The organism is Sunxiuqinia sp. A32, assembly GCF_052690465.1.
The window spans coordinates 91,118-109,847 of record NZ_JBQYLI010000003.1; the positions used below are offsets into that span (position 1 = coordinate 91,118).

Below are 18,730 nucleotides of genomic sequence, written 5' to 3' on the forward strand. Positions count from 1 at the left end.
TCTTTCTGAAGAAAACAAAAAGGAGGAAAGCAATTGTTTACTCTCCTCCTGATCCAAATTATTTGATTGTTGTATAATTTATTCTACTCATAAATTGATTTCATTGGATAAACTTCCAATTGTTCGATATAAAGTTCACCGCCGGTGTTATATAAAACAACATTCTGCATATCCGGTTCAGCAGTAAATCCAGAAGTCATAACAACTTTACCATCATTGCCGAAAATTTCAATCGATGTCCGGTCCAGTAAAATTTCCAACTTTATTTTCCCATCTTCTGGTTGAAGAGGAGCAACCTGACCAAGACAGCTTAAAGCATTTTTAGTGGCATCATACCTAATTTCAGTTCCGGTACTCTTTTTTGAATGTCGAACCATGATGCCAAAACTATTAACCGTTTTCAGATCAAAAGTTCCAATAAAATGAAGGCAATCACCTTTAATTCCTCTCAGCAAGTTCTTATTTTCCAATCCGGGAATGAGGTTCTTTTCTTTAAAATGTTCTCCTTTCTCATGCAACAGCTCAATTTCCTTGATTGGATTACGAACCAATCGAATTCCTTCTTTATATTTTCGCAAGCTTAATTCACATGGAAAATTCATTTGACCGTTAAATGGCATCCCGGGAAACTCACATCCACGCATCCACGCAATTTGGATGGTACGTCCATCTTCCTCAGGTATGTTATTCCAGGTTTGGGTTGCATAGTAGTTTTTCCCATAATCACCTCTCATTTTCGAAGATTCAGGAGTAAATTCCTTTCCATCAAACTGTCCTATCATGTACGAACCATCTCCATCAATCAAAACCCAACGTTTATCATCTGGTCTCCGATTCACAGGCAATTCAATTAAATCAGGACATTCAAAATATCCCGGCACATGACTTTGATAAGTCCAATCAATTAGATTTTCAGAAGTATAAAAAGAAATCCCCTTAAATGCATCTTCCCCATCAGGCATTCTGTACAAAGCCATTACATAATTTTGGGTTGGTTCGTACCAGAAAACTTTTGGATCTCTTGCATCATCTTTTTCATCAAATGGAATAACCGGATTTTTATCTAGTTTCTCCCAGGTACGCCCCTTATCCGTGCTATAAGCGATACGCTGACCGCATTGATAGCTGGTATAAATAGCAACTAATGTTTTTATAGCTCCCTCTTGAAAACCTAAAATATTATTCTCGTCAACAATTGCACAACCAGAAAATTCAGTGCAAAATTTTTCATCAGTTGAGTTCTCATCCGGATACAAAGCAATTGGAAAGTGTTCCCAGTGAACCAGGTCTTTGCTGATAGCATGCCCCCAATGCATATAGCCCCATTCATTTCCAATTGGATTATGCTGGTAAAACAAATGATACTCACCATCATAATAAATCAATCCATTGGGATCATTATGCCAATTTTTTTCAGGGGTAAAATGAAATTGTGGACGATAGTCTTCGTTGAATGGTTTCTTTTCTGGCTTAGCTGCAATTAATAACAGTATGATACCAAATAAAATTAGACTTTTAACTGAACTTTGCATGCTTAAATTGTTTATTTCTGTTAGCTATACAAATAAAATAAAAAGAAAGCTATATTTATAGCGATTTTACAGAATAATATTCACTTATAGAATGCAACAATTATTAACGATACTCTTCTCTGTTTTAATTTCAATCTCAAGTTTTGGTCAAAGTGATTGGCAAAAGAAGGGCATCAAAATACCACCTCCCGTTTGTTACGGGTCCGGGCATTCTCATCAACATTATACTCCACCTCCTGAGGAATTCTTAAAACGACTGAAATCTACAGCAGGACTAAAATCAAATATCGAGGTAGAATATATCGGTTTTTCAGAGGAAGCACAAACTGCGTTTCAAAAAGCAGTGGAGATTTGGGAAAGCCTGATTTACTCACCAGTTACCATACACATGGTAGCTTATTGGAGTAGCCTGGACGAAGGAGTTTTAGGAAGTTGTGGCCCCTCAATTTATTACGAAAATTTTGATGCTGCTCAATATAAAGATTGCTACTACCCGGTTGCTCTTGTAGAAAAAATGCAGGGTGAAGAAATCACAGGGCCTGAAATCCCCGACATGATCGCTCAATTTAATAAAGACAATCAAGATTGGTATTTTGGAGTTGATGGAAACACACCTGCTGACAAATATGATTTTGTTTCCATCGTGTTGCATGAGATAGCACATGGTCTGGGATTTACCGGAATGTTTTATGCTCAAAGCAGACAGGGAGCTTATGGAGCAGAATTAGACTTCCCTGGAGTATTTGATGAACTTGTTGCTGATGCTAATAAAAATTTACTGCTTGATACCGTTTTATACAAAAATCCCTCTTCAGATTTATACGATGCATTCAGAGGCGACAGTCTTTTTCACCTGAGTGCAACAGCAAAAAACAAAGACGAGAATAATCGTTTTGCCAGACTATGGTCTCCAAATTTATTCGATGAAGGTTCAAGTATTTATCATCTGGATGAGTTTTATTACAGCGTTGAAGATACAAATGCCCTAATGACGCCCTATGCAGATGAGGGAGAAGCAATTCATAATCCAGGGCCCCTAACCTTAGGCATCTTTGCTGATATGGGGTGGAAATTTATTTCAATCAAACATGACGAAATACTGGATAGAGAAAATACCATTGACCCTATTTCAATACAAGCTACTGTTTTTAGCGATGAAGAACTGGACTCAACTTCTATTAGGATGATATACACCCGCACCGAATTTGAAGATGACAGTACCGTTTTAGATTTAGTTTATGATGAGGCAATTGAAAAATTTACAGTGGATTTTACTGATCTTGTGGATGGGCAAGTAAAATATTATCTGGAAGCAAAAGACATTAACGGCATAACATATCGGTTGCCGGGAGTAGCACCTGAAGAATTTCTTGATTTCAATTTAGGACCGGACACCGTAAAACCAACCATTGTCCATAGCCCAATTAAATCAATGCTTGAAAGCAATCTGAGTACAGAAGTAGTTGCTGATGTAAAAGATAATATTGGAGTTGAAACCGTTGAAGTTGAGTACTCAATAAATGATGGAAACACACAAGTTCTTGAATTAACTCTGGACAGTCTAAGTATTTATAGTACTGTGTTTAATTTTTCAGGATTGACGGATGGAGACTCTATTTCCTACAGAATTAAAGCCACAGACAATACTTCAAATTCCAACATAGCTTATCTCCCACAAGATGGATATTTCACCATCTATATCGATGGTACTTTTGAGCCAGTTGTATCGTATTTCAATAACTTCAATAGCTTTACTAGAGATTTTATTATTTCTGATTTCTTTATTGGCACCGAGCCCGGTTTTGACGATGGAGCGTTGCATAGTCCGCACCCATATCCAAGTCCCGATCAGGAAGAAACTACCTATGAATTTACAGCAATTCTCAAGTATCCTATAACAATCAGAAATAAGGGAGTTATTACTTTTAAAGAAGTTGTTTTGGTTGAGCCAGGCGAACCCAATACTGTTTATGGCGATGAAGAATTTTGGGACTATGTTGTCATAGAAGGCTCCAAAAATGGTATTGATGAATGGCATCCTTTAATAGATGGTTACGATTCGAGAGCAAATAGCTCCTGGCTACAATTATATAACCAAACTGTAAATGGTAATAACTCTGTTGCAATTGGAAATAAAAACCTTTACGTGCAAAGGAAATTCTATTTAAATGACAATGAATTCTTTGATGTTGGTGAATCCATATTCATACGCTTTAGATTGTTCTCTGATCCATTTGCACATGGCTGGGGATGGGCTATTGACGATCTCTCTATTCAAGACCCGTTGACTTCAACATTGAGTTTTGACTATTCGCCAAGGGAAATTACAATGTTTCCTAATCCATTTGATACAGAACTAAATATACAAGCGAATTTCAGAAAAAAGGTTGGGCAGCTAACTATAAAAGTGATGAATAGCTCAGGATTTGAAATGCGAAATAAAAACATTTCTGTAAACGAGAATATCCTGAATGAAAAGATGGATGTCCATTCTCTTTCTCCGGGATTATATTTGGTGATTTTAAGCTTTGATAATGGTCAGACCATCACACAGAAACTCATTAAGAAATAATTTAACACTAGAGCGCACAATCATAAACATCTGAATACTTGAATATTGACCAATCTGAAACGGTATTCAACCCTCAACCAATTAGTTTAAAATTTAAAATTTAAAAGAATTGTCTATCTTTGTTTCCAAATTATACGTGAAAAACTATGATTTTTAGCAATACATTTTATTACTGGTATTATTATTTCGGTTCTCATATCGGGTCCGCACAGTAGTGTATTGCAAAAATTTAAAGATATATTACAAGAAGGTCCCGAGTTAATCGGGACTTTTTTTTTGTCAAAAAAAATAGAAACTCAAACGAATTCACAGATAAAAAATGAGAATTACTGTCATCGGATTAGGTTTAATAGGAGGATCAATAGCCAAAGACCTTCGGAAAAGCAAATTTGCCAATCACATTATCGGGGTAGACAATAATATTGAACATGCAAATCAAGCATTGAAAATTAAATTGGTAGATGAAATCGAATCACTGGAAGCCGCTGTAAAAAAAGCAGACCTCGTGATTCTGACGATTCCTGTTAACAAGATTAAAGAACTTCTACCTACCGTTTTAGACAATATTAATGAAGGAACCACGGTAACTGATATGGGCTCGACCAAAAAGGATATCGTTGACTCCATCAAAGATCATCCGAAAAGAAGAAATTACATTGCTGCTCACCCGATGTCGGGAACAGAGAACTCCGGCCCGGATGCGGCCTTAGAAGGCTTATTTCGGGAAAAGATTGCCATTATCTGCGATCACGAGGACAGCGGGCCTCAACATCTTGCTTTAATTGAAAAAATGTTTCAGGTTCTGGGGATGGATATTGCGTACATGTCAGCTGATGAACAGGACCATAGCACAGCATTTATTTCTCATTTACCACATGCTGCTGCATATGCGTTAGCCAATGCCGTTCAAGACAAAGAAGATCGCTCAATTATATTTGATTTGGCAAGTGGAGGTTTTCGATCAACAGTTCGACTGGCCAAAAGTACACCAACCATGTGGGGTCCTATTTTTCAACAAAACAAAGACTACATCGTTGAATCACTGGAAGTTTACATTAAACATCTGAATGAGTTGAAAGAGAGTATTGAGCATGACGAAGAAAAAATGTACGCTTTAATGAACAATGCAAGTAAAATCAGGTCAATATTGGGTGGAGAAAATCCTTCGCTTATAAAAAATGAAGAAAAGATTGTTAAATTTTATACAAAATAGAAATGGGAATTGAACTAGACATCAGACCAATTAAGGATTGGTTACCACAGTTAAACAATCCTCTGTTAATCTCGGGACCATGTAGCCTTGAAACAGAAGAGCAAACCCTTGAAACTGCCAAGCAACTTGCAAAAGATCCTCGGGTTTTCATTTACCGTGGTGGAGTTTGGAAACCACGCACCCGACCAGGAAGTTTTGAAGGAGTTGGCTCTGTTGGTTTAAAATGGCTTCAGACAGTTAAAAAAGAAACTGGCCTTCCAGTTGGTACTGAAGTAGCAAATGCTCAGCATACAGAAGAAGCGTTAAAGGCTGGATTAGATGTTCTTTGGATTGGAGCGCGTTCGACAGCAAGTCCTTTTGTTGTGCAAGAAATTGCAGATGTAGTTAAAGGAACTGATGCCGTTGTAATGGTTAAAAATCCAGTGAATCCAGATGTTCAACTATGGATGGGAGCATTGGAACGATTGAATCAGGCTGGTATTAAAAATCTGGTAGGTATCCATCGTGGGTTTACACCTTTCAGAGAGACCAAATACCGCAACTACCCAAACTGGAAAACATTTATTGAATTAAGAAGATTGATGCCAAACTTACCTGTTATTTGTGATCCAAGTCATATTGCAGGTAAAAGAGAATATCTATACGAAGTGTCTCAAAAAGCTTTTGACATGGGTATGGAAGGCTTGATGCTTGAATCACATCGTGATCCTTCATGCGCTCTTAGTGATAAAGACCAGCAAGTGACTCCTGCAGAACTATTTGCCATACTGGACAAATTGGTAATTCGGTATTCATCATCTCCCAACAAGCAATTTGAGAACCAATTGGAATTATTACGTAGCAGAATTGATGCACTTGATGCCGAACTAATGGAAGTTCTTGCTTCCCGGGTTGAGATCGTTAAGCAAATTGGTCAATACAAAAAGGAAAATAACGTAACTGCATTACAGATCAATCGGTGGACTGAATTAATGAATAAGCGGATTGATACAGGCGAAAAAATGAATCTGAACAAGACTTTTGTACAGATTTTATTTCAGCTAATTCACGAAGATTCTGTTCGGATGCAAACCGAAATTATGGATCAGGAATAAAAATATCATTCACTCTCAGTGGAAGGTCTTTTGTCTGGTGACGAAAGACCTTTTTTAGTGACTCGTTGCGAAAGTTTTTTCAAACTTTTTATCATTCCAGTCTCTAATTGTTGATATTCTTCAATACTCTTTCCAGAATAAATAAACATGACAGCCATTTGAGAATCTGCGAGTGCCTTATAAATTATCGACTTATTCAATCGATAAACTTCTTTCATCCTTCGCTTTAGATAATTTCGATGGACTGCCTTTTTGAAATTTTTCTTGGACACAGTAAATGCGGCCTGAACGGGTGTTGATGTGAGCAAATCCGTTTCAAGAAATACGACCTTAAAGGGATATACAAAAAATGATTTCCCTTCGGCAAAAAGCTTATCAATTACTTTTTTACTCGATAATCGCTCTTTCTTTTTTAAACTGAATTCTTTCATACTCTTCACTAAAATACAATAAAAAAAGGGGAACTAATCCCCCCTTTAAAGCTCTTATTTCAAACTATCCGTTTACTTGGATTTGTTGTATTTTTTAATGAATTGTTCCAATGCCATAGTCATGGAAGGAGCCTGAACGGTAGGCGCTTCAATGTCTAATCTTAATCCGGCATCTTTAACGGCTTTTGCTGTTGTTGGACCAAATGAAGCAATCTTTGTATTATTTTGCTCAAAATCTGGGAAATTCTGCACCAACGACTTAATTCCTGATGGGCTGAAAAATACCAAGATATCGTAATTCACTTCTTTAAGGTCAGAAAGGTCACTACTTACCGTGCGATACAAAATAGCTTTTGTGTATTTGAAACCACCATCATCCAGTAGTTGAGGAATGTCCTGCTTATGAATATGTGAAAGCGGAACAAGATATTTCTCATCCTTGTGCTTTTTCATAATCTCAGTCAAGTCAGCAAACTTTCCATTTCCATAGAAAATTTTGCGTTTCCTGTACACAATGTATTTCTGCAGATAAAATGCCGCAGCTTCAGAAATACAGAAGTATTTCATCGAATCCGGCACAGTTATTCTCATTTCCTGACAAATTCGGAAATAGTGATCAATAGCAGTACGGCTTGTGAAAATTACCGCCGAGTGATCCAGAATCTGAATTCTGGTTTGTCTAAACTCTTTAGATGACACGCCTTCTACCTGAATAAAAGGTCGGAAGTCAACTTGTACATTCGTTTTTTCAGCTAAATCAAAATATGGTGATTTAACTGATTCAGGCTTTGGTTGCGAAACCAATATTTTCTTGATCTTCAAGATATAAATCTTTTAAAATTATTTGACCCCTTCTTAAACCAATAATAGTCTGTAGATAAATACTAATGGTAAAATTTCAAGGGTACAAAGGTATAAAATCAAATAAAAAATAGAAAAATGTTTCCTTAATAATATTTTTGAGCCCCTAAATAGTGCCATTATGTACATGACCAAAATTACAACTACTCCTGAAATGTAGAATACCCGCGGGTTTTCAAATGATGCGAAAGCAATTAATAAACTGACAGGTAATAGGATTAATCCCAACACTCGATTGTATAAATCAACATTATACACGTATTCTTGTGTCTCATTAACACTTTCGGCAGCGATTCCAATAATCAGATACGCAAGTCTTTTTGCGAGAAAATAGCCAATCACCGATGCCAGCAAAATTAAATAGCTGAGAAATGACAAATGATTGAATGAAACATTAAGTTCAGAGCCAAGTTGAAATAAAAACAAGCTAAAAACGATCATAAAAAGGATATCCAAACGAAATGCAGCATGCGTAAGGTTCAGGGTCTTCTCCCGAAAAAGCCGGGAAGCAGTACTGTAATTAATGGTCGCATAAAATAGTTGATTCAGATACTTGTTAAAGAATATCCTGACCGAGGCAAAAATGATAAAGACTAAAATGAAAATCCCAACTGCCCAATCTGGCCGACTCCGTTCAATCTTTTTTTCAGGTAAAATTATTTCCTCTTTGGCGATAATCTCAGTAACCATTTTGTCCAATGCCTGTGGCTCAATCCGCGCCACTGAATCCATACTGAAAGTATCTGTTGATTGATTGACGTCTCCCATTGTCACCTTCTTTCTATCGACAGCTTGCTTCACAACATTCTCTTTCAAAGAATCTCTCCTGCTGATTGAATCTACCATTCTTATTTTTGAAGGCTCCAAAAGTTTCCTGCCAACCTGAAGTTCATTAACCCCCTTCAAATCAACAGCTTGATCCAGTTGTTTTAGGATAGTGTCGTTTTGAATGGTCGTCTCTCTCATTTAGCAGGTTTTTCTCCGAACAAAAGTAAGTATTTCCCATCGTTAAAATAAGTTGAATGCTAACTTTGTATGCACATTTTTTGCACATATCATTTGAATTATGTCTAAAAAGGAAATCATCCATCTGGCACCTTTGCAGGGCTTCACCGATTATAGCTATCGAAGTTGTTTTCATCAGTTCTGGAATTCTATTGATTACTACTACATCCCATACTTATCGATTGGACCTGGCAGGAAGGTCAGAAATTCACAATTAAAAGATACATCCAAAATCAACAACCAGAATATTCCTGTTATTCCGCAGGTTTTGGTAGCCAACACGGATGAACTCGGGCAACTAATGACCATCATCAAATCAAATGAATACAAAGAGATTAATCTAAATCTGGGGTGTCCCTACTCCATGGCAACAAAAAAAGGCAGAGGCACAGGTTTGCTGGAAAATACAAAAGAATTGGAAGCTGTTTTGGATATGCTTTTTAGCGACAGTTCATTCAAAATTTCCATCAAACTGAGATCTGGACTAAACGAGCCTACAACTTGTTTTGACCGCATAGATCTAATCAACAGTTTTCCATTTGAGAAAGTTATTTTTCATCCCAGAACGGCCAAGCAAATGTACAAAGGGAAAGCTGATATGAACGTCTTTGAGGAATTTAAGGCAGCCTGCAATCATCCAATAGTTTATAATGGTGACATTTTTGAGCTGGATGATTTTAAACGGCTAAAACAGAAATTTCCTGAACAAAATGAATGGATGCTTGGTAGAGGTATTCTCATGAATCCATTTCTACCTGAGCAAATTAACAATGTCAATGTAAACGAGTCAGAAAAATATGATCGTCTTTTAAAATTTCACAATCTTTTATTTAAGCATTACTCCGATAGTTTAGATACCGGTGGTCATGTACTAAATAAAATGCAACAGTTTTGGATCTATTTCTCTGAAAGTTTTTCACAGCCCAGAAAGGCCTTAAAAATCATCAAGAAAACAAAAAACATCAACCAGTATTCAATTAATGTTCAACAAATATTTCAATCTGAATCCTAGTGCGCCTCCAACCAATTTGAAGCTGTATTTAATTCAACAGTCAACGGAATACCAATATCCAACGCATTTTCCATCTGCTCTTTAACAATCTTCTCGACCTTTGATATCTCATTCTTCGGTACATCAAAGTTCAATTCATCATGCACCTGGAGCGTCATTTTGGCCTGCAGTTTTTCTTTTTTCAGTTCTTTCCAAATGTTAATCATCGCCAGTTTAATAATGTCTGCAGCACTCCCCTGAATAGGTGCGTTAATAGCGTTTCGTTCAGCTACACCTCTCACCACCCCATTGGCCGAATTAATATCCCCTAAATACCTTCGCCTCCCTTTGATTGTTTCCACAAAACCTTTGTCCCGAGCAACTTTAATGCTTTCATCCATGTATGCTTTCACTTGCGGAAAGTTTTCAAAATAGCCATCAATTAATTGCTTCGCTTCGGTGCGTGAAATATTCAATCGTTCAGACAAACCAAAAGCTGAAATACCATAAATAATTCCGAAGTTGGCTGTTTTGGCTTTTCTCCTCATATCTGAACTCACTTCAGAAAGTGGAATCTTATAAATCTTTGACGCTGTTATTGAGTGGATATCCTCATTATTTTGAAAAGCCTGAATCATCGACTCATCTTTACTAAGTGCTGCCATAATCCGCAATTCTATTTGAGAATAGTCAGCAGAAACAAACATATGATTTTCATCCGAAGCAGTAAATGCCTTTCTAATCTCGCGACCATTTTCATCACGGATTGGAATATTTTGCAAGTTTGGATTCGTTGAACTCAATCGTCCGGTTGCAGCAATCGCCTGATTGTAACTGGTATGTATTTTATTGGTTTTACTATTAATCAGTTTTGGAAGAGCCTCAACATAGGTTGAAAGCAATTTTTTCAAACCACGAAATTCCAAGATCTTACCAACAATCGGATGCTTATCAACCAACTTTATTAAGACATCTTCGGAAGTTGAATATTGCTTGGTTTTTGTTTTCTTGGCTTTGGTGTCAATTTTCAATTTTTCAAATAAAATTGGCCCCATTTGTTTTGGAGATGAAATATTGAAATCCTCACCTGCCAGATCTTTTATTTCTTGTTCAAGATCAATCAACTGATGCCGTAATTTCTCTGCATAATCATCGAGATCTCTGGTATTTAAACTTACACCAGCCATTTCCATATCTGCCAATACAGGAATCAATGGCATCTCAATTTCTTCAAAAACTTTGCGAACTCCACTCTTATCCAATTCCGGGTCAATGGCTTCTTTTAATTGCAAGGTAAGATCTGCATCTTCGCAGGCATACTCATTCAGCTTTTCAACCGGAACCTGCCGCATTGTAATTTGACTCCTGCCTTTCTTGCCAATCAACGTGGTGGTTTCCACCTTTTGATAGCCCAAATAAGTCTCGCACAAATAATCCAGGTTGTGTCGCAATTCTGGCTGAATGAGATAATGAGCAATCATTGTATCGTACACAGGACCTCTAACTTCCACCCCATACTGCATCAGCATCAGCATATCATATTTGATGTTTTGACCAATTTTTTGAATCTTTTCATCTTCAAAAATCAATCGGAATTCCTCGATTACCTTTTTTGCTGCATCCCATTCTTTAGGCACAAGAACACAGTAGGCCTCATGCTTTTTAAATGAAAAAGACATGCAAACAATCTCTGAACTATGTGGATCAAGACCGGTGGTTTCCGTATCAAAACAAAACTCTGGCTGGATAGACAACTCAGCACGTAAACTTGCCCGCTGCATAGCATTCTCCACCAAAAAATATTGGTGAGGTGTATTTTCAATATTTATCAGATCTTTTCTTATCTGCTGCTCTTCTACGGCTCCGCCAAAAAGTGTTCCCTGCTCAAAACTTGCATCAGAAGGTGCTGCTGATTTGCTGGAAGCGGCACCTAACTTTTGCACCATGGAACGAAACTCCAACTCAATGAAGATTTCTTTGAGTTTTTCAGTATCTGCATCATCCTTGGTTAATGACTTCTCATCAAATTCAACTGGAACATCCTGTATAATCTCCACCAACTTTCGTGAAAGTCGAACTTGTTCTTCATGAGCCACGAGATTCTCCTTCTGTTTCCCTTTTAACTCATCAATATGCTGATAAAGCCCCTCAACAGTCTTGTATTTTGAAATCAACTTCATGGCTGTTTTAGGACCAATCCCCGGACAACCGGGTATATTATCTGCAGTATCTCCCATTAATCCCAACACATCAATAACCTGGTCCGGATCATCAACCATGAAATTTTCCTTTACTTCATCGATCCCCCAAATTTGCGCCTCATCCGATCCTCTTCCCGGTTTATACATGAATATATTTTCTGAAACCAACTGGGCATAATCTTTATCCGGGGTCATCATGAATACTTGGTATCCTTCTTTTTCGCCTTTCTTCGCCAAGGTCCCAATCACATCATCAGCTTCAAAACCTTCCTTCTCTATGATAGGGATGTTATATGCTTCAATAATTTTTCGAACCCATGGAATTGCCGTTCTTAAATCTTCCGGCATTTCTTCCCGATGAGCTTTGTATTCTTTATACATTTCATGCCTGAAAGTTGGCGCATGCACATCAAAAACAACTGCTATATGTGTAGGATTCTCTTTATTTAACAGCTGCTCCAATGTATTTGTAAAGCCCAGCATTGCCGAAGTATTTAACCCCTTCGAGTTAAATCTGGGATTACGGATAAATGCAAAGTATGATCGATAAATCAATGCATATGCATCTAATAAAAAAAGACGGTTGTTATTTTTGTTTTGTTCAGGCATGATGTTTTTTTAAGTATTATCTGATGCAAACCATTCTGCAAAAGAATTACTGGTTTCATATAAACGAACACTACAAAGATCGAGGTGTTCAGGCAAAATATCTTTTAACTTTTGCGCAATATAAATAACCAGGTTTTCGGAAGTTGGTTGAAAATTTACAATATGATGCCGATCATATAGTTCTCCGAGTTCAACCAATTTTTCATGTGCCGATAAATTATTTATCATCAACGAATGATCCAATGGCTCAATCAGCTTATCTTTTATCACTTTCTTCAGAATACTAAAATCAATTACCATCCCGTCTTTTGGATTTCCCGACTGCAACATGGGTTCTCCAATAACAGTTACCTGCAATTTATATGAATGTCCGTGAATATTCCGGCATAAACCATCATAATTCATCAGGGCATGAGACATTTCAAAACTGAACTGTTTTGTTACTCTAATTTTCGTCATTTGATTGTATTAAGAAACCGAAATTATAAAAACTTGAGGTCAATAAATGAAAAAAGCCGGTAAAAATTTACCGGCTTAAAATATTTGATCGAATATATTATTCACAAGTACAACGATGAAGACACTCAACAATCTGACTTAACATATCGTGCTTCATATAATAAAAAGTATTCTTCCCTTCACGTCGGGAACAAAGTACTCCCTTGTCTTTCAAAATTCCAAGGTGATGAGAAGTGGTAGATTGCTCAATGCCAAGAAGTTCGTGAATTTCAGTTACGGTTAATTTCTTACCTCCTTCTAAATGTTTCAAAATTGCAATCCTCATTGGATGTGCAATAGCTTTCAACATATTGGCTGCCATTTCAAGCCGATCGGCATCAAGTTCCTGTATTTGTATCATTTTTTCGAATCTTTTACAAATGCAAATATATAACTATTTACTTTTTTCTAAAAGTATTTAATTGAAGTTTAATTCATTTGAACATTATTTCAAATCGTTCAAAATAAAGCCAAAAATAATGTATTCTATTTGAATCCTTATCTAATAGTCGAGATAAAACTCAGATAAATTATTAATTTTGAGCCGTTCAAAAAAAGGACAAATGACTTCAACGGATATCATCAAAGCACCAATTAAGGATGAATTGAAAGAGTTTGAGAATTATTTCAAGAAAACTATTCAAAGTGATATCCCGTTGCTATCCCTGATAATCAACTACATTTTAAGAAAAAAAGGCAAGCAGATGCGCCCCATGTTTGTGTTTTTAACAGCCAAAATGTGTGGCGAATTTAACGAAACCAGTTACATGGCAGCATCCTCCATTGAACTATTGCATACTGCAACCTTGGTTCATGACGATGTAGTGGATGAATCGTATGAAAGACGAGGTAGTTTTTCAATCAATGCACTATGGAAAAATAAGCTGGCTGTTTTAGTTGGTGACTACATCTTGGCAAAAGGTTTATTGCTTAACCTAGATAATAATAAATACAGCTTTCTGCAGCTAATCAGCCGATCGGTGAAAGACATGAGTGAAGGTGAAATTCTTCAAATGCGCAAGAGCCGGAAGTTGGATATTGATTTTGACACCTATTTTGAAATTATCCAAAAGAAAACAGCCTCATTGATCGCCACCAGCATGGCAATTGGAGCTGCATCAGTCACCGAGGACCAGGAAATGGTGGAGCAAATGTTTCAAATTGGCTTGGATGTTGGCATCGCTTTCCAAATTAAAGATGATATTTTTGATTACCAGGCAAAAGGATTACTTGGTAAACCTACCGGAAACGACATCAAGGAAAAGAAAATTACACTCCCATTATTATACGTTCTCAGCAAATCTGATGAAAAAGAAAAGCGCAGAATTTTGAGGCAGGTTAAGCGGAAAAATAAAAATACCGCCAAAGTACAGGAATTGGTGAATTTGGTTGTTGATCGTGGTGGCCTTGACTATGCCAAAGAACAAATGAATTTTTATAAAGACAGGGCGTTAACCAAAATCATGCAACTTCCTGAATCTGATTCAAGAAATTCACTGGTGGAACTGGTTAATTATGTAACCACCCGAAAGAAGTAATCATCTGTCAATTTCTAAAAATATTTTAACTCTTCCCCCACTAAATCACTCAATAAACTGTTTGCTAATCGGCTGGCACCAATGCGAAATAATTCAGGATTCATCCAATCATTTCCCAAAATATCTTCAACAATCATTAAATAAAGTAAAGCATCATCGGTGGTTGAAATTCCCCCTGCTGGTTTAAATCCTATCTGCTTACCGGTTTTTATCCAATAATCTTTTATAGCCATACACATCACGATGGCAGCTTCAGGAGTTGCAGCGGGATTCATTTTCCCGGTAGATGTCTTTATAAAATCTGCACCAGATTCCATTGCTAACATTGATGCATTGTAAATTTTCTCGTTAGTAGCTAACGCACCGGTTTCCAAAATAACTTTCAAATGTGTTTCCCCAATTGCATCTTTTATACTCGATATTTCTTCCCGACAAGTCATGTCATCTCCATCCAAAAAAGCCCAAAGTGGCAATACAATATCAATTTCATTGGCTCCCTGATCAACCGCCATCCTTGCTTCCTTCACTTTCATTTCTATGAAACTCATTGAAGTTGGGAAACAGCCCGAAACAGCAGTGATATTCACCCGATCATCTAGTAAATTCTCCTTCACTGATCTTGACATATTAGGATATACACAAATAGAAGCGACATTGGGCAAATTGGGATAATCGTTTGAAAAATCATTGACCCTTTCGGTAAACGCTTTCACATGAGACTTTGTATCAGTTACATTTAGCGTAGTCAAATCAATACAGGAAAAAGCCAATTGTTTCATTTCCCGATTATTATTTTCACTTAATTTTTCCTGTATTCCCGAAATTTTATCCTGAATATCCATGACTGATTATTTTAGTTTTGGATTATTTTGATGACGGTTTTGGTCCCGTCTGGTTTTCTTTTCCATATTACGGAGGAAAGCTTCATTTAAATCAACTCCTGTTTGATTGGCAAGGCAAATTAACACCCAAAGTACATCTGCCATTTCATCAGCCAGATTATATTTCTCATCTGATTTTTTAAATGACTGATCACCATAGGTTCTCGCCATTATCCGGGCCAATTCGCCAACCTCTTCCGTTAAAATAGTCATATTGGTTAACTCACTAAAATAGCGTACTCCAATTGTTTGAACCCACTCATCAACCATTCGCTGCGCTTCCGAAATTCGTATTTCAGTCATACTAAAAGTCCTTATTTTTTGAATCGATGATAATAGTCACCGGTCCATCATTAATTAATTCAACATCCATCATTGCTCCAAACTCTCCAGTACCAACTTCTTTTCCTAAAACGGAAGATAAACTCACGACAAATTGTTCATACATTGGAATGGCAAAATCGGGTTTCGATGCCCGAATATATGATGGCCTGTTTCCTTTTTTAGTGCTTGCATGCAAGGTAAACTGGCTTACCACTAGCACATTTCCATCAACATCCAGTACCGACCGATTCATCACTCCATCCTCATCATCAAAAATCCGAAGCTGACTGATTTTTTTCACCAACCAGTCAATATCATCTTTTTCGTCAGCATCCTCAATTCCCAACAGAATTAATAAACCTTGTTCGATTGCAGATTTAATTTTCCCTTCAATTGACACAGATGCTTTGCGAACACGCTGAAGAACGACTCTCATATGTTTTACTCTTTTTTTCTAAAAATAGTTTAGAACAACTGCCCTTATTTTTTGTTTAAGGATAATGCCTGCATAGCTAAACAATCAGAAGTTAAATAATAAATTTACGCAAAAATAGCAGGAGAATTGATAATATCAGCCCATTGAATATGAAACACTCTATAAAACTCATTCTCATTATTTCATTCTGCTTTCTGAATAACATTGCTTTCAGTCAAAAAGCGGTGGTGAAAGGAAAAGTAATCGACGAACTGAACAATAGCGGATTACCTTTTGTAAATGTGGTTGTATCCGGAACAACGATTGGGACGATCACTGGAGACAATGGTGAGTTTCAACTTTCAGGCTTGAATCCTGGATTCATCCGATTGGAAGTTTCTTTTATCGGTTATAAATCGACGATCAGCCCCGAAATGGAGATTAATAACTACAAACCAACCTATATCGATATTAAACTGGAAAAAACCAACCAGCAATTGGAAGAAGTACAAGTCATAGCCTCTCCATTTCGAAAAACTGTTGAAAGTCCGCTTTCCTTAAAAAATATTGGAATATCAGAAATTGAAAATAGTCCTGGTGCAAACCGTGATATTTCCAAGGTGATCCAGTCCTTCCCCGGTGTACAAAGTTCCCCATCTTTTAGAAATGATATCATCATTCGTGGAGGTGGTCCATCTGAAAGTCGTTTCTTTTTAGATGGCGTTGAAGTTCCAAACATCAATCATTTTGCGACTCAAGGAGCATCCGGAGGGGCAGTTGGAATTATCAATGCAGACTTACTTCGGGAAGTAAATTATTATTCAGGTGCTTTCCCTACCAATCGGGGAAATGCCTTAAGTGGGATATTCGAATTTTCGCAAGTTGATGGGAATAGTGATAAACTGAGATTTCGAACTTCCGTAGGTGCGTCTGAAATTACCGGAACATTTGATGGCCCAATTGGAGAGAATACAACCTTCATTCTTTCTGCCAGACGCTCATACTTGCAATTCTTATTCAGCCTTTTTGAACTTCCGTTTCTTCCAACGTTTAACGATCTTCAGTTTAAACTCCGCACCAAACTGGATGCAAGAAACGAACTGTCTTTTGTTGGACTTGGAGCCATTGATGACTTTGCCCTCAACCTCGATATTAAAGATCCGGATGACCAACAAAAGAGTATTTTAGCATCCATTCCACACAATGAACAATGGACCTACACAGTCGGAATGGTTTATAAACACTACAGAGATAATGGCTATCAAACTCTTGTGATTAGTCGAAATCATTTAAACAATTCGGCTTTCAAGTATTTGGATAACGACGATAGCACGGAAGCCAACAAGACCCTTGATTACCGTTCGGAAGAAATTGAAAATAAAATCCGTTTTGAAAGTACCACAAGACTTTCTGATTTTAAATTAAACTTTGGAGCAAATGCAGACTTTGTGAGATATACGAATTTCACACAGCAAAGACGGTATTACGAACAAGGAGTTCTGGATATCAATTACAATACCGAATTAAACCTGTTTAAATGGGGACTATTCGGTCAGTTCAGCCATGATTTTTTTGAGGACCGCCTAAGCCTTTCGTTAGGGATTCGATTAGATGCCAACAATTATTCTTCGAGCATGAAAAACATTTTTGAACAAGCGTCTCCCCGGTTTTCTGCCTCCTACCTGTTAACTGATAAGTGGAGCTTAAATTTCAATTCAGGCCGCTATTTTCAACTACCACCATACACTGCTCTGGGATTTAAAAAAGATGGAAAACTGATTAATAAATCAAACGGATTGAAATATATTCAGGCTGATCATTTGATTGCTGGAATCGAATTTCAACCGGTAAATAATGTGGAATTTACACTAGAAGGATTTCTGAAGAAATACAACCACTATCCTTATTCTGTCGAAGACTCAATTAGTCTGGCTAATCTGGGTGCTGATTTTGGTGTTGTAGGCAACGAAGAAGTTAGCTCAATTTCAAAAGGACATGCCTATGGGATGGAGTTTCAAACACGAATAAACGCATCCAATAAATTCAATTTCAACCTTTCATACACATTGGTCAGAAGCGAATTTGAAGACAATAACGGAAATCTAAAGGCATCAAGCTGGGACAGCAAACATTTATTGGTTCTGACGACGACTAAGAAATTGAAAAAAGATTGGCGTATTGGTGCCCGATGGCGATTTGTTGGCGGACTTCCATACACACCTTACGATTTGGAACGATCATCAATCGTTGAAGCCTGGAACCTGAACAACGGCCCTTTTCATGATCCAAAACAACTAAATTCAAAACGTTTTGACGCCTTCCATCAATTAGATGTAAGGATTGATAAAGCCTACTACTTGAATAAGATTACAGCAAAATTCTATATTGACATTCAAAACCTTTACAACTTCCTGAATCAGGATCAGGATATTTTGGTAAGAGAAGAAGATGCAAATGGAAATTTCATCACGATTGATGATGGAACCAGATATTCACTTAAACGGGTTGAAAACACATCTGGAAATGTATTGCCCACTATCGGAATCATTCTTGAGTTTTAACTAT

General features: G+C 37.1%; 16 protein-coding genes. 6 read left to right on the forward strand and 10 right to left on the reverse strand.

Features of this window, described 5'->3' with window-relative positions; translation table 11 throughout:
• Positions 1-83: 83 nt before the first annotated feature.
• A complete protein-coding gene (locus ACUNWD_RS03705) occupies positions 84-1,532 on the reverse strand; it encodes a glycoside hydrolase family 32 protein (RefSeq protein WP_445586424.1) in 1,449 nt (482 codons plus the stop codon).
• Between the two features lie 91 nt (positions 1,533-1,623).
• On the opposite strand from ACUNWD_RS03705, the gene ACUNWD_RS03710 reads away from it, so the two are divergent.
• The 3 genes from ACUNWD_RS03710 (at position 1,624) to ACUNWD_RS03720 (ending at position 6,411) form a co-directional block, all read left to right on the forward strand.
• Complete coding sequence (locus tag ACUNWD_RS03710; protein ID WP_445586425.1) at positions 1,624-4,104, forward strand: T9SS type A sorting domain-containing protein; 2,481 nt, start codon at positions 1,624-1,626, stop codon at positions 4,102-4,104.
• Positions 4,105-4,423: 319 nt separating this feature from the next.
• On the forward strand, positions 4,424-5,317 hold the full coding sequence (locus tag ACUNWD_RS03715) for a prephenate dehydrogenase (protein WP_445586426.1): 894 nt from the start codon (positions 4,424-4,426) through the stop codon (positions 5,315-5,317).
• A gap of 2 nt (positions 5,318-5,319) precedes the next feature.
• Positions 5,320-6,411 (forward strand): chorismate mutase, encoded by a 1,092-nt coding sequence (locus ACUNWD_RS03720; RefSeq protein ID WP_445586427.1) that lies wholly within the window; start codon positions 5,320-5,322, stop codon positions 6,409-6,411.
• Positions 6,412-6,416: 5 nt separating this feature from the next.
• On the opposite strand, the gene rnpA is transcribed toward ACUNWD_RS03720, so the two are convergent.
• From rnpA to ACUNWD_RS03735, 3 genes are all read right to left on the reverse strand, one after another.
• Complete coding sequence (gene rnpA, locus ACUNWD_RS03725; RefSeq protein WP_445586428.1) at positions 6,417-6,842, reverse strand: ribonuclease P protein component; 426 nt, start codon at positions 6,840-6,842, stop codon at positions 6,417-6,419.
• A 72-nt stretch (positions 6,843-6,914) separates the two neighbouring features.
• Complete coding sequence (locus ACUNWD_RS03730) at positions 6,915-7,664, reverse strand: uroporphyrinogen-III synthase (protein WP_445586429.1); 750 nt, start codon at positions 7,662-7,664, stop codon at positions 6,915-6,917.
• Positions 7,665-7,697: 33 nt separating this feature from the next.
• Complete coding sequence (locus tag ACUNWD_RS03735; RefSeq protein ID WP_445586430.1) at positions 7,698-8,669, reverse strand: DUF4271 domain-containing protein; 972 nt, start codon at positions 8,667-8,669, stop codon at positions 7,698-7,700.
• 100 nt (positions 8,670-8,769) lie between these two features.
• On the opposite strand from ACUNWD_RS03735, the gene ACUNWD_RS03740 reads away from it, so the two are divergent.
• Positions 8,770-9,720, forward strand: a complete 951-nt coding sequence (locus ACUNWD_RS03740; protein WP_445586431.1) for a tRNA-dihydrouridine synthase — start codon at positions 8,770-8,772, stop codon at positions 9,718-9,720.
• Here the strand turns inward: ACUNWD_RS03740 and polA are convergent.
• The 3 genes from polA to ACUNWD_RS03755 form a co-directional block, all read right to left on the reverse strand.
• On the reverse strand, positions 9,717-12,509 hold the full coding sequence (gene polA, locus ACUNWD_RS03745) for a DNA polymerase I (RefSeq protein WP_445586432.1): 2,793 nt from the start codon (positions 12,507-12,509) through the stop codon (positions 9,717-9,719). The two genes, ACUNWD_RS03740 and polA, sit on opposite strands and share 4 nt — an antisense overlap.
• 9 nt (positions 12,510-12,518) lie before the next feature.
• Positions 12,519-12,968 (reverse strand): 6-pyruvoyl trahydropterin synthase family protein, encoded by a 450-nt coding sequence (locus tag ACUNWD_RS03750; protein WP_445586433.1) that lies wholly within the window; start codon positions 12,966-12,968, stop codon positions 12,519-12,521.
• A 97-nt stretch (positions 12,969-13,065) separates the two neighbouring features.
• Positions 13,066-13,368 carry an ArsR/SmtB family transcription factor gene (locus ACUNWD_RS03755; protein ID WP_445586434.1) on the reverse strand — a complete coding sequence of 101 codons (303 nt, stop codon included), beginning with the start codon at positions 13,366-13,368 and terminating at the stop codon, positions 13,066-13,068.
• Between the two features lie 202 nt (positions 13,369-13,570).
• Between ACUNWD_RS03755 and ACUNWD_RS03760 the strand changes: the two genes are divergently transcribed.
• Positions 13,571-14,545 carry a polyprenyl synthetase family protein gene (locus ACUNWD_RS03760; RefSeq protein ID WP_445586435.1) on the forward strand — a complete coding sequence of 325 codons (975 nt, stop codon included), beginning with the start codon at positions 13,571-13,573 and terminating at the stop codon, positions 14,543-14,545.
• Between the two features lie 14 nt (positions 14,546-14,559).
• On the opposite strand, the gene deoC is transcribed toward ACUNWD_RS03760, so the two are convergent.
• Genes deoC through dtd form a run of 3 tightly spaced genes read right to left on the reverse strand, consistent with a single transcriptional unit; the run spans position 14,560 to position 16,186 of the window.
• The gene (gene deoC, locus ACUNWD_RS03765; protein ID WP_445586436.1) at positions 14,560-15,387 is read right to left on the reverse strand and encodes a deoxyribose-phosphate aldolase; all 828 of its coding nucleotides are present in this window, start codon (positions 15,385-15,387) and stop codon (positions 14,560-14,562) included.
• A gap of 6 nt (positions 15,388-15,393) precedes the next feature.
• Positions 15,394-15,729: a nucleotide pyrophosphohydrolase gene (locus tag ACUNWD_RS03770; RefSeq protein WP_445586437.1), complete on the reverse strand. Its 336-nt coding sequence runs from the start codon at positions 15,727-15,729 to the stop codon at positions 15,394-15,396.
• A 1-nt stretch (position 15,730) separates the two neighbouring features.
• A complete protein-coding gene (gene dtd / locus ACUNWD_RS03775; RefSeq protein ID WP_445586438.1) occupies positions 15,731-16,186 on the reverse strand; it encodes a D-aminoacyl-tRNA deacylase in 456 nt (151 codons plus the stop codon).
• Positions 16,187-16,413: 227 nt separating this feature from the next.
• On the opposite strand from dtd, the gene ACUNWD_RS03780 reads away from it, so the two are divergent.
• Positions 16,414-18,726: a TonB-dependent receptor gene (locus ACUNWD_RS03780; RefSeq protein WP_445586439.1), complete on the forward strand. Its 2,313-nt coding sequence runs from the start codon at positions 16,414-16,416 to the stop codon at positions 18,724-18,726.
• Positions 18,727-18,730: the final 4 nt, after the last annotated feature.